Origin of the sequence: Nostoc favosum CHAB5714 (genome assembly GCF_020829495.1) — a bacterium.
Classification (GTDB): domain Bacteria; phylum Cyanobacteriota; class Cyanobacteriia; order Cyanobacteriales; family Nostocaceae; genus Nostoc; species Nostoc favosum.
Genome location: NZ_JAIVFQ010000123.1, coordinates 1 through 16,351, shown reverse-complemented (window position 1 = coordinate 16,351; position 16,351 = coordinate 1). Strand labels below are relative to the sequence as shown.

The 16,351-nt window shown below is 41.6% G+C and carries 17 protein-coding genes; 3 read left to right on the top strand and 14 right to left on the bottom strand.

The annotated features are described in order from the left end of the window. Positions 1-123: 123 nt before the first annotated feature. The 11 genes from LC586_RS35670 to phnG all read right to left on the bottom strand — a co-directional run bounded on the left by LC586_RS35670 (position 124) and on the right by phnG (position 8,329). Positions 124-420 carry an amidohydrolase family protein gene (locus tag LC586_RS35670; RefSeq protein WP_229490220.1) on the bottom strand — a complete coding sequence of 99 codons (297 nt, stop codon included), beginning with the start codon at positions 418-420 and terminating at the stop codon, positions 124-126. Positions 421-423: 3 nt separating this feature from the next. Continuing rightward, positions 424-1,155, bottom strand: coding sequence for a phosphonate C-P lyase system protein PhnL (phnL, locus tag LC586_RS35665; protein ID WP_229490219.1), 732 nt, complete (start codon positions 1,153-1,155; stop codon positions 424-426). A gap of 57 nt (positions 1,156-1,212) precedes the next feature. After that, the gene (gene phnK / locus LC586_RS35660; RefSeq protein WP_229490218.1) at positions 1,213-1,986 is read right to left on the bottom strand and encodes a phosphonate C-P lyase system protein PhnK; all 774 of its coding nucleotides are present in this window, start codon (positions 1,984-1,986) and stop codon (positions 1,213-1,215) included. Positions 1,987-2,346: 360 nt separating this feature from the next. Then, positions 2,347-3,237 carry an alpha-D-ribose 1-methylphosphonate 5-phosphate C-P-lyase PhnJ gene (locus LC586_RS35655; protein ID WP_229490217.1) on the bottom strand — a complete coding sequence of 297 codons (891 nt, stop codon included), beginning with the start codon at positions 3,235-3,237 and terminating at the stop codon, positions 2,347-2,349. Between the two features lie 43 nt (positions 3,238-3,280). Then, the gene (locus tag LC586_RS35650) at positions 3,281-3,841 is read right to left on the bottom strand and encodes a phosphonate degradation HD-domain oxygenase (RefSeq protein ID WP_229490216.1); all 561 of its coding nucleotides are present in this window, start codon (positions 3,839-3,841) and stop codon (positions 3,281-3,283) included. 2 nt (positions 3,842-3,843) lie between these two features. Further along, positions 3,844-5,064, bottom strand: a complete 1,221-nt coding sequence (locus LC586_RS35645; RefSeq protein ID WP_229490215.1) for an alpha-D-ribose 1-methylphosphonate 5-triphosphate diphosphatase — start codon at positions 5,062-5,064, stop codon at positions 3,844-3,846. Further along, positions 5,061-5,483 (bottom strand): fosfomycin resistance glutathione transferase, encoded by a 423-nt coding sequence (gene fos / locus LC586_RS35640; RefSeq protein WP_229490214.1) that lies wholly within the window; start codon positions 5,481-5,483, stop codon positions 5,061-5,063. The genes LC586_RS35645 and fos overlap by 4 nt, the downstream gene beginning before the upstream one ends. Further along, positions 5,480-6,682 (bottom strand): carbon-phosphorus lyase complex subunit, encoded by a 1,203-nt coding sequence (locus tag LC586_RS35635; protein ID WP_229490212.1) that lies wholly within the window; start codon positions 6,680-6,682, stop codon positions 5,480-5,482. The genes fos and LC586_RS35635 overlap by 4 nt, the downstream gene beginning before the upstream one ends. Positions 6,683-6,783: 101 nt before the next feature. Continuing rightward, the gene (locus LC586_RS35630) at positions 6,784-7,236 is read right to left on the bottom strand and encodes a GNAT family N-acetyltransferase (protein ID WP_229490211.1); all 453 of its coding nucleotides are present in this window, start codon (positions 7,234-7,236) and stop codon (positions 6,784-6,786) included. Next, positions 7,226-7,825, bottom strand: a complete 600-nt coding sequence (phnH, locus tag LC586_RS35625) for a phosphonate C-P lyase system protein PhnH (protein ID WP_229490210.1) — start codon at positions 7,823-7,825, stop codon at positions 7,226-7,228. The genes LC586_RS35630 and phnH overlap by 11 nt, the downstream gene beginning before the upstream one ends. Before the next feature lie 45 nt (positions 7,826-7,870). Next, the gene (phnG, locus tag LC586_RS35620; protein ID WP_229490222.1) at positions 7,871-8,329 is read right to left on the bottom strand and encodes a phosphonate C-P lyase system protein PhnG; all 459 of its coding nucleotides are present in this window, start codon (positions 8,327-8,329) and stop codon (positions 7,871-7,873) included. A 106-nt stretch (positions 8,330-8,435) separates the two neighbouring features. Between phnG and phnF the strand changes: the two genes are divergently transcribed. Together phnF and LC586_RS35610 are read left to right on the top strand one after the other, a co-directional pair. Continuing rightward, complete coding sequence (phnF, locus tag LC586_RS35615) at positions 8,436-9,176, top strand: phosphonate metabolism transcriptional regulator PhnF (RefSeq protein ID WP_229490209.1); 741 nt, start codon at positions 8,436-8,438, stop codon at positions 9,174-9,176. A 509-nt stretch (positions 9,177-9,685) separates the two neighbouring features. After that, positions 9,686-10,951, top strand: coding sequence for an alkaline phosphatase PhoX (locus LC586_RS35610; RefSeq protein ID WP_229490208.1), 1,266 nt, complete (start codon positions 9,686-9,688; stop codon positions 10,949-10,951). 141 nt (positions 10,952-11,092) lie between these two features. Here the strand turns inward: LC586_RS35610 and phnE are convergent, their stop codons facing one another. The 3 genes from phnE to phnC form a co-directional block, all read right to left on the bottom strand. Then, on the bottom strand, positions 11,093-11,866 hold the full coding sequence (gene phnE, locus LC586_RS35605; protein ID WP_229490221.1) for a phosphonate ABC transporter, permease protein PhnE: 774 nt from the start codon (positions 11,864-11,866) through the stop codon (positions 11,093-11,095). Positions 11,867-11,941: 75 nt separating this feature from the next. Next, on the bottom strand, positions 11,942-12,943 hold the full coding sequence (gene phnD, locus LC586_RS35600) for a phosphonate ABC transporter substrate-binding protein (protein WP_229490207.1): 1,002 nt from the start codon (positions 12,941-12,943) through the stop codon (positions 11,942-11,944). A gap of 43 nt (positions 12,944-12,986) precedes the next feature. After that, positions 12,987-13,784, bottom strand: a complete 798-nt coding sequence (gene phnC, locus LC586_RS35595; protein ID WP_229490206.1) for a phosphonate ABC transporter ATP-binding protein — start codon at positions 13,782-13,784, stop codon at positions 12,987-12,989. Between the two features lie 797 nt (positions 13,785-14,581). Between phnC and LC586_RS35590 the strand changes: the two genes are divergently transcribed. Continuing rightward, on the top strand, positions 14,582-16,222 hold the full coding sequence (locus LC586_RS35590; RefSeq protein ID WP_229490205.1) for an iron uptake porin: 1,641 nt from the start codon (positions 14,582-14,584) through the stop codon (positions 16,220-16,222). The last annotated feature ends 129 nt before the right edge of the window (positions 16,223-16,351 follow it).

Here is a 16,351-nt window from a genome sequence, read left to right as displayed (position 1 = left end):
TTTTTTCCCAATCCGAGTTGGGGATTTCAATCCCGTAAAAGAGGCACAAAATATCCATGCCTTTCAATCTACCACCAATTTGTACTTATATTTCTGCGGTAACATTGGGAATCCTGTGAACGGTTACGCGATCGCATCACATACTGTTGTTACTCCCGCACTGGCTAAATCTCGGTCATGATAAACTGCTGCGGCTTCTAAAGGCCAGCAAATACCGGGACGGGGAGACATACAGCGTTCGAGATTATCGGTGTGCAACTCAATCAACCCTGGTAATAGATAATCTCCCTGACCATTTTGGCCATGACTCACAATCCCTGGCTGAATATCAGCAATCAATCCATCTCTCACTACTAAGGTACCTAGCAGTTCTTGATCTGGCAGTTGGAGACGATAGTTAGTGTAAATCTGTTCATTCATGGTTCAGTTGTCCTTACCAAAGATTAATTCGCGGTTACAAAGCTGCAATCGCACTTCTTCATCGTGAAAAATGCCAATTAAGCCACAGCCTTTAGCTTTTTTCTCTTGCAAAAGTTCAATGACTACTTGGCGATTGGTAGCGTCTAGGGCTGAAGTTGGTTCATCCAATAGCAAAATGGGATAATCAACTGCTAAAGCACGAGTAATATTTACCCGTTGCTTTTCGCCTCCAGAAAAGGTAGTGGGGGAAAGATGCCACAGTCGTTCTGAGAGGTTGAGGCGATGAAATAAGTCTTTAACTTTGTTATGTGCAACCTCTATATCTACCCCTAATTCCAACAGTGGTTCTGCGGCGACTTCTAAGGCTGGCACTCTGGGAATTACTCTTAAAAACTGGCTGACATATCCAATGGTTTTCTGCCGGACTGCTAAAATTTCGTGGGGAGCGAGTTGACATAAATCAATCCAATCTTCCTGATGCTTTATCCAGACTGAACCACTATCAACGCGATAGTTTGCATATAAACAGCGCATAAATGTAGATTTCCCACTGCCGGATGCTCCAGAAAGAGCAACACATTCCCCACCATTAACACTCAAAGATACTCCTTCTAGCACCGATAGATTAATGCCTCCTTGCTGATGCAGAGTAAAACTTTTTCGCAAATTCTCAACTTGCAAAAGTGCTTGGCTAGAAAATTTTATGGAACGATGATTAACAGTTAATGATTGCATAGTTAAGAAAATAGATGACTGTTGACTGTTGACTGTTAACTGTTAACTGTTAACACATCAGGGTGTTAAAGCGGCGCTGATTAATAATTGAGTGTATGGATGTTGGGGATCATCAAGCACTTGGTCAGTTAAACCTGATTCGACTACTTGTCCTTGTTGCATGACTAGTAATCTGTGTGCCAGTAGTCTGACTACGCCGATATCGTGGGTAACTATAATTACGCTGAGGTTAAAATTGCGGACAAGCGATCGCAACAAATCTAATAACCGCGCTTGCACCGATACATCCAACCCGCCTGTTGGTTCATCCATTAATATCAATCGAGGACGCGTCACCAACACACGGGCAAGTTGTAATCTTTGTTGCATCCCCCCAGAAAAGTGAACTGGCAGATCATCTATCCGTGTTGGGTCAATTTCCACTTGTTGTAGCCAGTGGGCAGCCTCATCCCGAATATTGCCGTAGTGTCGCGCCCCAATATCTAGTAAGCGTTCGCCGATATTTGCTCCAGCGCTAACCTTCATACGCAGACCATCACGGGGATTTTGCTGCACAAAGCCCCACTCAGTTCGCATCAACAACCGCCGTTTAGCTTCCGCAAGTTGAAAGATTTCTAAGTCTTCACTGCTACGGCTAGTATAAGTAACATTGCCTGTATCTACAGTAGTATGATTAGCAATCGCACTCAGCAAAGTAGACTTACCTGAACCTGATTCTCCAACAATACCGAGAACTTGCCCAGGAAAGAGATTAAAAGAAATGTGATCGCACGCTTTAATTGCGCCGTAAGATTTACTCAGTTGGTGAACCTGTAAAAGAGGTTTAGTCATTAGTCATTAGTCCATACTCATCAGTCATCAGTCATCCCTCATCCAATACGGTTCGGATAAGATCCCCCCGCCTGTGGCGACCCCCTTAAAAAGAGGGTTAAGAAGTAAATTAGCCCCCCCTTTGTAAGGGGGATTAGCAGGGTGGTTTCATACGAAAAAAGAAAAATACATAAGTCTTGATTTCTCGTTTTGTGGCATGGCTTTTTCCCTCACTTCCATTTCTCTCCCCCACGGGGGGAGAGGCTTTGAAACCCAGTTTTAGTTTTTCTCTGCTTGTATGAAACCACCCTGCCCTTTGTAAGGGGGGTTGAGGGGATCTTCGCTCGATAAACAAGCTAACCGAACCGTATTGATCACTCATCAGTCAACCGTCATCACTCCTCTACAAAAATCTGTATCAGAGCAAATCCACATTCGCCCACCTTGGTCATCAATCACTACCTCATCTAAGTAGCTTTCTGTAGAACCGCATAACTCACAGGCTTTATCCCATTTTTCTACGGTAAAGGGATGGTCTTCAAAGTCGAGGCTTTTGACTTTGGTGTAAGGTGGAATTGCATATATGCGCTTTTCTCTCCCTGCACCAAATAATTGCAATGCCGGACTCATCTGCATTTTGGGATTATCAAAGCGTGGGATCGGGCTAGGACTCATCAAATAGCGGTTATGCACCATTACCGGATAGTCGTAGGATGTAGCAATATGTCCATGTGTGGTAATGTCTTCGTAAAGTTTGACATACATAGCCCCGTATTCTTCTAAGGCGTGCATTTTGCCTGTCTCTACCGATGAGGGTTCTAGCCAGCGCAAAGGTTCAGGAATTGGTACTTGGTAAACTAAAATCTGTCCTTCCTGTAGTGGCGTTTCGGGTATGCGATGGCGAGTCTGAATTAGAGTCGCTTCTTGTGTGCGTTCTGTGGTTTTTACACCACAAACTTTTTGAAAAAAGCGACGAATATTAACGGCGTTAGTGGTGTCGTCTGCGCCTTGGTCAATTACTTTCAAGACATCAGTTTGACCAATCACAGCAGCTGTTACCTGAATTCCACCAGTACCCCAGCCGTAAGACATGGGCATTTCTCTAGAAGAAAAGGGAATTTGATGTCCTGGAATTACAACAGCTTTCAGCAAGGCGCGGCGAATAGAACGTTTTGTTTGCTCGTCTAAGTAAGCAAAGTTAAAGCCTGTTTCTGGGGAACTCGGGGCCCCCTCTGGGGATAAGGGGTAATGGGGATTGGGAGAGATATTCATTAGACTGATGACTGTTAACAGACCATACGAAGAGATGTACAACTTAGATGCGCGACAGCTTATTTAAAGAGGCGGTCATAAATTGGGTGAAGTGGTTTAAATCGGGTGTTGGCAAATTTGTGATTTTGGCTTTGTCGTCATAAATCCTTAACTGCACAGCATCTTGAGCATAAGGTTGCTGAATAAATTTCTCTGCCTGTTCAGGGGAAAATATGCCTCCTTGCAGTTCTAAGCTGCGTTTGGATGCGGCTGAAAGACTATCCCAATATTCAGGAACAACTGAGCAAAGATAGCGTTTGGCGACGACATGAAGCCTAATTGGTTGTGTAACTGCTGGCCCAAATATCTGACGTAGTAAGGGAATGGCTCGATGTTCATGTTGATCGTCTATGCCTTTGATGGCTGGATTATCACCTAAGTTATGAATTAAATGTCCTAAATCATGAAGTAGACAAGCAGTAATCAATTCATGGTTTTGGCTTGATATTTCAGCGAGGCTAGCACATTGCAAGGCGTGTTCTAGCTGACTGACGGCTTCTGCACCATAGGATTGGGAACCCTTTTCGGTGAAGAGTTCAACAATGCTTTCAATAGTAGGTTTCATTGTTATTTGATGTGATATCGGGCAACTTCTTGCCCTGTTACATAAACAGATGCGATGTCTACGGCGAGCGGAGCTAACGCAGATAGTAAAGGATTATCAGGAGATATCAACAGGAAATCAGCATCTAAACCAGGAGCGATTTTACCTTTTTGATCGCTAATCCCCGCCGCCTCTGCTGGTTGGCTGGAAACTAATGACCATGCTTGTTCAAAGGACATTAAGCCTAATTCTTGGAGTTTGAAGGGGGCATAGAACAAGGAAGGGTAATGATAGTCTGAGCAAAGACAATCGATAACGTTATTTTTAACTGCCTCAGCTACACTCATCAAACCTAAGTGAGAACCACCGCGCACTAAGTTAGGCGCACCCATGAGAACTGCTGCACCATATTCACGAGACTTAGCAGCTAAGTCTACAGTAGCGGGGAATTCTGCGATCGCTACTCGGCGTTTCTGACTTAGTATTACCTTCTCTGGGGTGTCATCATCATGAGAAGCAAGGGGAATACCGTAGGTATGAGCTAAATCCACCAGTTGTTCTATTTGCACGTCTCCTTCATGTCGCCGTTTTGTTACTTGGTTGACTAATTCTTCGATTTCTTCTAGGGACATCGATGATCTTTGCCTCACACTATCGAGATATCGGCTCAATCTCTTTTGATTTCCTGGTGGTGGTAGGTGATCGTTGATAGACAAAATATGCACACGGCCAGATACCATCCAATCACACAATTCTTGATGTCCGGCGATATTTGCCTCTTCATGTCTAATATGAATGCGATGATTGCAATTTAAAACTTGTTTTCCCGCCCCTAAGATGAAGTCAATTAAAGCACGGGCAGAATCTCGGCTACGTAAACCTGGTTCGTAAGAGTCGGTGATTGAGCAATAAAAAGTTGTGATACCCGATGCTAAGAGGTTGCGGTCATTATCTGCGATCGCTATTGGTAGAGGAAAGTTAACTCCAGGGCGAGGGCAAATCATCCTTTCAAAAGCATCGCCGTGTAAGTCAATAATTCCTGGCAACATTTGGAGTCCTTGAGCATTTACCAGATGAAATTCATTAGGACTACTAGCCTGATCAATACTGGTAAATTGCCCATCTTCAATTAAAACTGTGGCATCTTTTAACCAACCGTCGGGAGTTAGTACATTTACCCCTTGAATAGCAATTTTTGTGTTGGTTGGTTTTGATAATATTTGAATATTTTTAGTTGTTGTCACTGACTTACCTCAGTAAAAAATTTCATGCCCTCATAGGGAGCTTTTTGAGTGGCGGCAATTCTGGAAGATAAATCACCTATACGCAGTTCCAGCTTATGGTGATCGGGGTCGAGAATATATATAGAATTGCCTTCACTTGTATTTTGTTTCCATTGTTTGACTCCTAGAATTTTCAGGCGATCGCTATATTCTGGAAACTTATCTTCAGGGATACTAAAAGCAATATGAGTGTACTCGTCCATAGGATTTGTGCGTGTGTTGGAATCTAAAGATAGGCACAACCACAAGTCACCTGCCAGTAAATAAACACCTGTTTGCCATTTGGCGATCGCTTGACAACCTAGAATTTCGGTATAAAAACTAAAAGATTTCTCCAAGTCGCAGACAGACAAAGTAATATGGTTAATTCCTGTAATCATTTCGCTTGTTCCAAAACCAAATCACTATTTTCTAAAGGCTGAGATTCTTGGGCAGCAACAGTTAATGACGATTGATTATTTAGCTGCTGCTCTCGGATTTTCCGCACCAGATTTAACTCTGCTTGAAAGTCAATGTAGTGTGGGAGTTTGAGGTGTTGGACAAAACCTTGCGCTTCCACGTTATCGGAGTGGGAAAGTACAAACTCGACGTTTTGGGCTGGGCCTTGAATTGTTTCCCCTAATTCCTCTGCTCGCATTGCCCTATCTACGAGCGCCATCGACATCGCTTTACGTTCGTTGTAACCAAAGGTAAGTCCATAGCCACGGGTAAACTGAGCAGGTAATTCTTTACTACCTTTAAACTGATTTACCATTTGTACTTCGGTGACTGTAATATCTGCGATCGCTATTTCAAATCCCAATTCTTCTGGGCAAATTACCACCTCTACTTCCCCCATGCGAATCTCTCCGGCAAAAGGATGGTTTCTGCCATAACCTCGCTGTGTAGAATATGCTAGAGATAGCAAAAAACCCTCATCTGCACGCGCTAGATTTTGCAGTCTTGCATCCCGTCCAGCAGGAAAAGTTAATGGTTGACGAGTTAAATCAAATGGTTGAGATGAAGGAGATAACGGAGAATCATTATTTACTTGCTCCCCCTGCTCCCCTGCTCCCCTGCTTCCCTGCCCTTCTTCCGCTTGCATCAAGCCTTCACGATCTAAAGTGTCAATTACACGTGGAACTGATTCTGTAATTGCTTCTGCTTCAGGTGCTGTCGGGACTTGTCCTTCTGCTATCAACTTAAAGTCTAATAGACGGTGAATGTAGTCGAAGGTAGTCCCTAACCTTTGTCCTCCTGGTACATCTTTAAAAATGGCAGAAATGCGGCGCTGAATCTGCATTTTGCTGGTATCTAATGGCTGGCTATAGTAAAAGCGGGGTAGTGTTGTTCGATAGGCTCGTAACAAGAAAATTGCTTCTACTAAATCACCCCAAGATTGTTTAATAGCAAGGGCCGCTAACTCCCGATCATATAAGCTACCTTCACACATCACCCGTTCTACTGCTAGGGTCAGCTGTTGTTCAATCTGGTCTAGCGTCAATTCGGGAATTGCAGGATCACCTCTGCGTCTGCTTTGCAGAAGCGCTTCTGCATTTTGAATTGCCTGTTCACCGCCTTTGACTGCAACGTATGGCATAGTTTTTAGTTCGTAATTCGTAATTTGTGATTAAGAGAGTTAGGCTTTAATCGGGTTTTCAGGTTTCCATATTTATATTTTTATCCTCCGCAATTTTTGCTTTACTGGCTTGGTTGGAGTACGCATTTAAAACTCCATCCATGCTGCTCGAATCCCAGTGATTGATAGAATTGATGGGCGCGGCTACGTCTCAAATTAGAAGAGAGTGTAACTTTATAACACCCAGCTTCAGCACTAAATTGGAGCGCGGCTTTTACCATTTGGCTACCAATCCCCTCTCCTCGCATTTGAGAAATAACTGTCACTGCATCTAGAACTGCAAATTTGTGATAGCCCCGGTGCATCATTGTTGGCGCATAAAGGAGGCTGAAAGTACCTACAAGTTGCTGATTTAAAAAAGCAATATAGATGTAGTAGTTAGGAACTTGTGTGATTTCTGTCAAGATTCTTTCTAGATCATCGCTTGGTAAGGGTGACTCACCATCCATGTCAGCATAAAGCTGATTCAATAGAGGCCAATCCTCACGGGTAGCAATGCGAATCTCAAGAGTCATAGTACACCTCTGATTTTGCGGTGCGTGGTAGTCCCGTTACTGCATTTTCTGTAAATAAGAATACATCTATGCCTTGTGGATAGACTTGGTGATTCTGCATCCAGAAGTCCCAAAAATGGATGGGAAGTGCCGGGGCGATTGTTTGCTGGTCTAAAATTCCTGGCCCCGTCAACGTCACAGGTTGTCCCATCTCAAAACTTTCCACCTGTACCAATAATGTTGTTGAGGCTTCAGGCTTTTCTCCTGTACCCCAGTTAAAAATAGTTAATTCTGCCAACCCTGCCAAATCTTGAATTAAAGCAAAGTCAGCTTCTTCTGGATACTGCGTGAACCGACAGCCAGTATGGAACAACAACCAAGCTCTCACTTGATCTGCAAAACTCGGCTGTAGCCATACCACAACATCCAAATCCAGCAACGTCAAACAAGCAGCCCCACAAGCAGGCGTTAAACCTAAAGGCACACTCATATCAGCAGTTATCCAATAAGGTGTCCCCGGTCGAGCATTAGCATCAAGCAACGCCCGAAATGTCCTCTGAGCATCATGAATCGAATCTTGTAAGCCAGGTAAGTACGTAACTTTATTCATTAGTTTTCCCTTGTCTCCCCCTGCTTCCCCTGCTCCCCCATCTCTTCATCCTTCCCCTCTTACCATTGTGAAGAAATTAACTTTAGTGGCGGCTGCTTGACGCTGCTTGAGTTCCTGCTGCTTTTGGTGTTCTATTTGCAATGGTTGAATTACTTCAGCCTCAATCTGATCGTGCCAATTTGGAGTTTGTAGCAACGCATCACAGAGAGCAGCTAGTTTTGCATGACGGTGCGATCGCCCTGCGACATAACCAAATCCAGCGATTGCTTCATCTCCTTGGCTCTCTAACTGCACAACACAGCGAGTCATGGTAATTTCTCCTAAGTTAAATGGCTCTCCTGTACCCCCAGCACGTCCCCGCACCATTGTTAGACCAATCTCTGGACAGCGTAAAAAGCTATAGTTGGGCAAATTATCTAATGTGCTTACCAGTTTTTCTAATAGCTCTAACTCGGCTTTAGCTAATGTTGCCATCCATGCTTGTCGCTGCGTCACAGTAGGCATAAGTTGGTTTGTGGTATTTTGTTTTAAACTATTCTTAACTTGTCTAGACATCTAGATGAAAGTAGATTAACGCAATTCTGACAAATTGACAATCTAAAATTGATACATGAAGGAAATAATGCCGATTTATGTCCAGATTGCTGACCAACTGCGACAAAATATTCATCAGGGGGTTTATCAGATTGGGGAACAACTACCGACGGAAACCAAGTTAGCTGAACAGTTTGCAGTTAATCGCCATACCATTAGACAAGCGATCGCTCTACTAAAAGACGAGGGATTGTTACGAGTTGACCGAGGACGCGGAACTTTTGTAGCTGCTAAAACCATCCGCTATGCGATTGGTAAGCGAGTGCGTTACAACCAAACGCTGAAAGCACAGGGTTGGCAAGTGAGATTTCAACTGCTGCGTGTTTTAGAAGTACCTGCGGATGATGCGATCGCTAGAGGGCTAGAAATTCCTTATGGTGAGCCGGTAGCGTTAATTGAACGTTTAGGTTTAGCAAATGAAGAACCCATTAGTGTGGGTACTGGGTATTTTCCGCTCAAGCGATTCCCTGATTTTTTAGAGCCGAAAAATATCAATATTTTGCAAGAACAGCAATCAATATCTCAGTTTTTACAGCAGGTCTATGGATGCGATCATATCCGCCGTAGTACCTGCGTTTCTGCTCGTCTAGTTCAGCCTCAAGATGCAAAGTGGCTACAACTATCCCTGAATCAACCCATTCTTTTAGCGGAGTCGGTGAACGTTGATGAAACAGGTAATGTCATTGAATATGGGGTAACTCGACTGCGGGGCGATCGCATGGAATTATTTTTTGAGAATGACTTAGCGGTTAACTGATGACTGGTGACTTACTGCTTGCAGTGATGGAACCTGTACTGTCGCTTAAGTAAAGATGATGAACTTTTCCTTGAAATCAGCGAATCCATGATTTATATAGTCATAATTCGCTTAATGTTGAAACAACTTATAAAGTTTCAATTTATTGCTTCATAATACTTAAAAAATCTCCTATTAAACCTTTAATATTTAACTTCAAATTTCATAATTTATTGATATTAGGTTAAATATTAAAATAGCATTTACGGATGGATTATTTTTGCCAAATAAGATTTTAATGCTATTAACAAGTAGTTATATTTTCACTAGGTTTTCAATCTCTGAAAATCCTAATCTTAATTGATTTATTTATGCAACTTAGAAATTTGTACTTTTTCTACATTATTTTAATGTTTTTGATAATCTTTTTTTAACCGATTATTAATTTTAAAAAGCCTGCCCATCCTAGATAATTGAGGCTGTCTATTTGCAACAAATTAAGCCTCGTTCAAAACATTAGGAAGTATACATTGAATCTATCGAGACGTCAGTTTTTTACCCTGGCAGGGGCATCGGCTACAGGTGCTGTCCTTCTATCTCCTTTACAAGCGTTTTATGCTAAACCTGCGATCGCTGCGGGTCCCTACGGCAATTTAGTGACCGACCCCAACGGAGTATTAGATTTGCCAGCTGGATTCACCTACCGCAGACTGTCCGAAACAGGCCAAACGATGAATGATGGTTATTTAGTACCGGGTGGTCACGATGGTATGGGTGCTTTTGCCGGGTCTAATGGCGATACAATTCTAATTCGCAATCATGAACTCGGTACTTCTGGCAACGGTGTGGGCGCTCCCAATGGCAGCAAGTACAACTCAAATGCAAGAGGCGGCTGTACTAAATTGGTTGTTAATTCTTCCCGCAACCTGGTAGAACATCGGGGTGTTCTAGCGGGAACTATTCGCAACTGTGCCGGTGGCCCTACGCCTTCAGGGTCATGGTTAACCTGCGAGGAAACTTTTGAAAACAATAATGGCAAGAAGCATGGTTATGTGTTTGAAGTTCCCAGTAGTGCAAATACTTTTGTCACTCCTGTCCCACTAACCGCTATGGGGCGTTTTAATCACGAGGCTGCTGCTGTAGACCCCAACACAGGGTATATCTACATGACGGAAGACCGGGGGGACGGGCTTTTCTACCGCTTCATTCCCAACCAAAGCAACAACCTGAGTGCTGGCGGTTCGCTATACGCTTTAAGGATTACGGGGTCGTCTGGAATCAACACAGCTACGGGTTTCCCAAAAAATACGTCTAGGGCGGTAAACTGGGTTCAGATTAGCAATCCTGATCCCACATCTGATACTGTCAGAACAGCAGGGTATAACAGTGGTGCGGCCAGGTTTTCAGGTGGGGAAGGCATCTTTTATGGCAGTGGTTATGTCTACTTCACTTGCAAGAGTGGAGGTAGTTCTGGAGATGGGCAGATATGGCGTTATTCGCCCGCTAATAATACCGTTGAGCTATATATTGAACCAAACAATTCTGGTGTACTAGATAATCCAGACAATATTATAGTTTTCCCCAACCGCGACATCTTCCTTTGTGAAGATGGGGATGGAACGGATTACATTCTGGGCATCACTTCCAGTGGCGGTCTTTACAAGTTTGCCAAGAATGCCCTCAATACATCAGAGTTCGCTGGGGTCTGCTTCTCTCCCGATGGTCAGACGATGTTTGTCAACATGCAAAGCCCAGGAATAACCTTCGCTATCTGGCCAACCACCGCCTCCTGGTAAACCTACTTCCTGTTTCAGCTCAGTCAGGGTAGAGAGCGATCGCCCTGGCTTAACTCCTACCGTGACTTCAAATAGAGGAATAATTTGGGAGGACAAAATCTTATCAATGCCGAGAAAGGATTTTAAGCGTTAACTGTCATACTAAACTAACCACTCTCTCACCTTGGCAGAGAGTAAATCAATAACACCAGTAGTAACAATCAAAATAATGAGAATTGTACAGGCTTTTTGGTATTCAAATGAACCAAAACTCTGATATAGTGAAACGCCAATACCACCAGCCCCGACAATTCCTAACACAGAAGCAGAACGGACATTTGACTCAAATCTGTAGAGAATAAAAGAAGTCCACAAAGGCATTACTTGGGGAATTACTCCATAAATTACTTCTTGAATCTGACTTGCACCAGTAGCTCTAATTCCTTCTACCGGGCCTGACTCAATTGATTCTACTGCTTCTGAGAAAAGTTTACCCAGAATACCAGCAGTATGAATAAATAATGCCAAAACTCCAGCAAATGGCCCTAATCCAACAGCAACTACAAAGATTAGCGCAAAGACGATTTCGTTAATCGCCCGCATAGCATCTAATAGGCGACGTGTTGGTTGTACAACCCATATTGGACAAATATTATTAGATGCTAGGATAGATAAAGGAACAGCTGCGATCGCAGCCATTAAAGTTCCCCAAATTCCCATTGATATCGTAACTAAGGTTTCTGAGAAATAATAATTCAAATCGCTAAAGTCTGGCGGAAAATATGAACCGATATATTCCACCATGTTGTCTCCACGTTGCAGAAGTACAAAGAAATTTAACTCGCTTTGAGTATAGGCAAAAATCAATACAGCAGCAATCACTAAAAAAAACAGAACTTTTTGGGTATTTACAAGCTTTGCTTCTTTCCTTAACATTGCTGCTACATTAGGAGATGCGTAAGTAATTATCTGATTTTGTGGGCGCACTTTTTTCTCCCCATAGCTCTAATTTTATTGAATTTCTTTGAGTTGCTGATTTAGTTCTGCTATTGTTTGCTGCTTTTCTTGCTCACTAAGATTTTCTTTAGCTTGAGTTTCTTGGATTTTTTTAGCAATTTCTAGTTCTCGAATTGTATGCCAATTTTTATCTTCAGCCTGTACAAAACCAGAAATTTTAAATTGCCCTAAAACTTGAGCATCTTTGTAGTTGTAGAAAAAATTTTGCAATTTCTTTTTAATATCATTTGGTAAATCCCGACGATAAACAATCGGATCACTAGGAATTATAGGTGATTTCCAAATAATTTCAATTTTCTGTCTAGCTTTAGGATTGGTATTTTCTAACCGACTTAATGCTTCATTACTGACAGTAGCTACATCTACTTGTTTATTAGCTACAGCTAGAGCGCAAGCTTCATGATTACCAGTAAAAATCAAGCGTTTAAAAACTTTCTTAGGGTCAATATTATTTTTAGTAAAAATATAGTAACTAGGAACTAAAAACCCAGAGGTAGAATTAGGATCATTAAAAGCAAAAGTGAGTTTAGCGGCATTTTGAATCACATATTTATCACCACCTGCTGCTATAGCTTCCGCAGTGATGGGATTATCTTTATTAGTAATTAAATGAGAATAGTAGCCTCTACCGCCATCTGCACTTACAACTTGAGCAAAAGCTTCTGCATCAGCAATTTTTACTGCTTCAATATAAGATTTACCACCTAACCAAGCTGCTTGAACTTTACCAAAGCGCATAGCTTCTATGACTGCTGCATACTGTGTAACATAGAAGGGTTTAATGGGAATCCCAATTTGCTGAGACATAGCAGCAGCAAAAGGTTCCCAAATTGGTTTTTGATTAGCTTGAGATTCTGTAGATAGAACACCAAAGTTAATTTCTTTAATCGCTGCGGTACTCTTATCAGCATTAGAAGTACAAGCTGAAAGTATCTTGGCACTTGCCAAAGTTATAGTAAACAAAGAAGCCTGCTGAATAAATAACCTTCTGTCCATAAATTTAGTTGTGAGATGTAAGTAAAAATTCTGTATTTTGGGGTTAAACTACCAGTTCACCGTGTCCTCTCATAATGAGTTCTTCGGCGGCTGTGCCATAAAGTTCATTGAGCTTGTGATCATTCATCTCTGTGGTTGCACCATCAAACATCACTTCTCCATCTTTGAGAGCGATCGCTCGATCAAAGTAACTACGCACCATTTGAAACTGATGTAAAGAAGCGACTACAGTAATTCCACTTTGGCGATTTAGCTGCACGAGCAATTCCATGACTTTACGCGCTGATTCAGGATCTAGAGAAGCGATTGGTTCGTCTGCGAGGATAATTTTCGCTCCTTGCACTAAACAACGAGCGATCGCAACTCGTTGTTGTTGCCCTCCAGAAAGCATAGATGCCCGTTTATAAGCGTGTTCAAGAATGCCTACCCGCTCTAATGCAGCAAGAGCTTGAACTTTTTCTTCTTTGGTAAATAAATGTAATATGGAACGAAAAATAGACAATCTTGCTAAGTTACCAATGAGAACATTTTCGATAACTGTTAGCCGATTGACTAAATTAAACTGTTGAAAAATACAACCTATCTGGCTTCGTAAAGACCTAATTTTAGAGTGGAGTTTCCCGCTACTCTGTAGGACTGAACCAAAAATATAAACTGTTCCTCCATCTCCAATGTGCAAGCCATTAATATGTCGTAACAGAGTAGATTTGCCTGAGCCAGATGCACCTATAAGCGCAACCAGTTCTCCCTCATGAATTGTGCAAGATACCTTTTTAAGCGCTATCTTACCTTTGAAAGTCTTCGAGAGATTACTAACTTCGATAGCCACTGTACTTGCCATTTTTTGACATTTAGATGTCTATGATTAACATTAATAATATTTTCTAATTAAGAAATAGTTAACAAAAGGATAATTTGTGATTTAATTTCTGAATTATCAGTCTAATGACTGAGCCAATTTTGGATATAGATCAATATATTGTAAAACCTATAGTACATAGACTTATATACATTTTTTGATTAAGATTTAATTAATAAAAAACTAATTTTTGGTAAACCTGTAATTAACTTGCTAGAAATTAGTAGAACACCGTCTAAATAAACCACCCATTTCAAATCAATAAAACGCTGACACTGTATACCTGTTTAAATTTTGTTATAGGCAATTCATAAGTTGCCTCTACGTACACATGTGGTTTCAAAATCATCCATATTTAGTATTTACTGTCATCCATAAGCTTTAATAAATAACTTTTATTACTATAAAAAACTAATAATATGTTATTAGCTGGATCTTAACGACAGCTTATTGATTGTATTAAAAAATACAGATAATCTTTAACATATTAATAGTTATTTGGTTAAGAACAGGTAAACAAATGATAATTGTTTTTCTTTCAAGACAATCTCTAGATTATGGTACATAGTTGTGCTTTGATATTGTTACAGATGATTTGGAGAATTTTTCTTTTAAAAGATTATTTTTCCTTCTTTAACATTATTTTTTGAACTGAAGGTTAAAATCACTACTTAATTAAATCCATCTTGCTAATATTTGTAGTTTTCCAATTAGCAGAAAATTTAATGTTAGTAAATTTTTATTTTTCACTAATTTCTACCAAGTGTGAGGGTATATTCATGCAAAATTTTTGGTTGAATTCTTTGTTATATAGTCCAGCGATTTTAGGCTTATTTATAGTTGCAGTACCAGCAATGGGTTCTGAAGTACCTTTAAATCAAGCACCTGCCAGAAATCAACCATTCAGTTTTAGCAATGCTGAGAATATCGCACAAGTAACTTCAGTTTCACAGCTTTCTGATGTTAAACCTACAGACTGGGCTTTCCAGGCTTTGCAATCCCTGGTTGAGCGATACGGCTGCATTGCAGGTTATCCTAACCAAACTTATCGGGGTAATCGTGCCTTGACTCGCTATGAGTTTGCTGCTGGCTTGAATGCTTGTTTAGATCAGATAAATCAACTAATAGCTACTAGTACGGCTGAACTGCTGAAAAAAGAAGACCTAGCAACACTGCAAAAGCTGCAAGAAGAGTATACTACTGAGTTGCAAACTGTGCGAGGTCAAGTAGATGCTCTAGAAGCTCGTAGCGCCACTTTAGAGTCGCAACAATTCTCCACAACTACTCAACTGCGGGGAGAAGCAATTTTTGCACTGGCTGGTGCATTTGGCTCCGATAGAGCAATCAACACCGATGCTCAAAATCGTAGTGATATCAGACCAGAACTCAATGAAAATGTGATTTTTGCCGATCGCGTCCGGTTAAACTTTGATAGTAGCTTCACTGGTAAAGACCGCCTCAGAGTTAGGTTACAAGCGAGAAATATCACTTCATTCAATACAGCCGTAACTGGCACTAACCAAACTCGTTTAGGGTTTGATGGCAATGAATCCAATAATGTCAGCGTATCAGCTCTGTTTTACCGTTTCCCTGTAGGCAACTCCACAACCTTCAACATCGCAACCGAAGGGTTGGAATACATTGATGAAGTACCTGCTCTCAGTCGCAACTTCGATTCTAGTGGTTCCGGTGCGCTATCTCGTTTTGGGCGTTATAACCCAATCTATCGAGCAGCAGAAGGGCCAGGTATCGTCATTAATCAAAAGTTCAATGATGCTCTCACCTTAACTGCTGGTTACGTTGTGCCATCGGGTGTTGGTAATGACCCCGCTAACGGTAGAGGCATTTTTAATGGTAGTTACTCTGCATTAGGTCAACTGACTTTCCAACCAACCTCAGAATTAAGTTTGGCTTTTACTTATGTCAACGCCTATTATACTGATGGTAGCGGAGTCACTGGTAGCACTGGTACTGGTTTTGCCAACAACCCATTCAACGGGGCGCGAACTTCTGTAAATAACTATAGTGTGACTGGAAATTACAAACTTAGTCCTAAGTTTACTATCACTGCTTGGGGCAGCTACGCCAATGCCCAAGCTGAGAATACAGCCGTTGCTAGGAGTAATGCAGAGATTTGGAACTGGGCCGTTCAGCTAGGCTTTCCTGATTTGGGTAGAGAAGGAAATTTTGGCGGTATTGTGTTTGGTGTGCCGCCTTACGTTGCTGACAATCAATTCGTAAATGGTAATAATCGTCGCCAAGACGATGATATCTCCTATCATTTAGAAGCTTTCTATAGATATAAGCTGAATGACAACATTGCTATTACACCAGGATTAATCACCATCTTGAATCCTGAAGGTAATAGCAACAACTCTAATATCTATGTGGGAGTAGTACGTACTACTTTTACTTTTTAACCCAACGTGAGTTCGACGGATAGAAAACGGCAAAAAGCTTGCTAGATATGAAACATGAGAAACTAGACAGGTGTTGCGATCGCTAAAATTGATTGAGAATGAGCAAAAAAGGCACAAAAAAACGCCGAG

Excerpts from the sequence above, each read along its gene's own strand:
- LC586_RS35670 (WP_229490220.1), bottom strand. The coding sequence starts at position 420 with ATGAATGAACAGATTTACACTAACTATCGTCTCCAACTGCCAGATCAA.
- phnL (WP_229490219.1), bottom strand. The coding sequence starts at position 1,155 with ATGCAATCATTAACTGTTAATCATCGTTCCATAAAATTTTCTAGCCAA.
- phnK (WP_229490218.1), bottom strand. The coding sequence starts at position 1,986 with ATGACTAAACCTCTTTTACAGGTTCACCAACTGAGTAAATCTTACGGC.
- LC586_RS35655 (WP_229490217.1), bottom strand. The coding sequence starts at position 3,237 with ATGAATATCTCTCCCAATCCCCATTACCCCTTATCCCCAGAGGGGGCC.
- LC586_RS35650 (WP_229490216.1), bottom strand. The coding sequence starts at position 3,841 with ATGAAACCTACTATTGAAAGCATTGTTGAACTCTTCACCGAAAAGGGT.
- fos (WP_229490214.1), bottom strand. The coding sequence starts at position 5,483 with ATGATTACAGGAATTAACCATATTACTTTGTCTGTCTGCGACTTGGAG.
- LC586_RS35635 (WP_229490212.1), bottom strand. The coding sequence starts at position 6,682 with ATGCCATACGTTGCAGTCAAAGGCGGTGAACAGGCAATTCAAAATGCA.
- LC586_RS35630 (WP_229490211.1), bottom strand. The coding sequence starts at position 7,236 with ATGACTCTTGAGATTCGCATTGCTACCCGTGAGGATTGGCCTCTATTG.
- phnH (WP_229490210.1), bottom strand. The coding sequence starts at position 7,825 with ATGAATAAAGTTACGTACTTACCTGGCTTACAAGATTCGATTCATGAT.
- phnG (WP_229490222.1), bottom strand. The coding sequence starts at position 8,329 with ATGCCTACTGTGACGCAGCGACAAGCATGGATGGCAACATTAGCTAAA.
- phnF (WP_229490209.1), top strand. The coding sequence starts at position 8,436 with ATGAAGGAAATAATGCCGATTTATGTCCAGATTGCTGACCAACTGCGA.
- phnE (WP_229490221.1), bottom strand. The coding sequence starts at position 11,866 with ATGTTAAGGAAAGAAGCAAAGCTTGTAAATACCCAAAAAGTTCTGTTT.
- phnD (WP_229490207.1), bottom strand. The coding sequence starts at position 12,943 with ATGGACAGAAGGTTATTTATTCAGCAGGCTTCTTTGTTTACTATAACT.
- phnC (WP_229490206.1), bottom strand. The coding sequence starts at position 13,784 with ATGGCAAGTACAGTGGCTATCGAAGTTAGTAATCTCTCGAAGACTTTC.
- LC586_RS35590 (WP_229490205.1), top strand. The coding sequence starts at position 14,582 with ATGCAAAATTTTTGGTTGAATTCTTTGTTATATAGTCCAGCGATTTTA.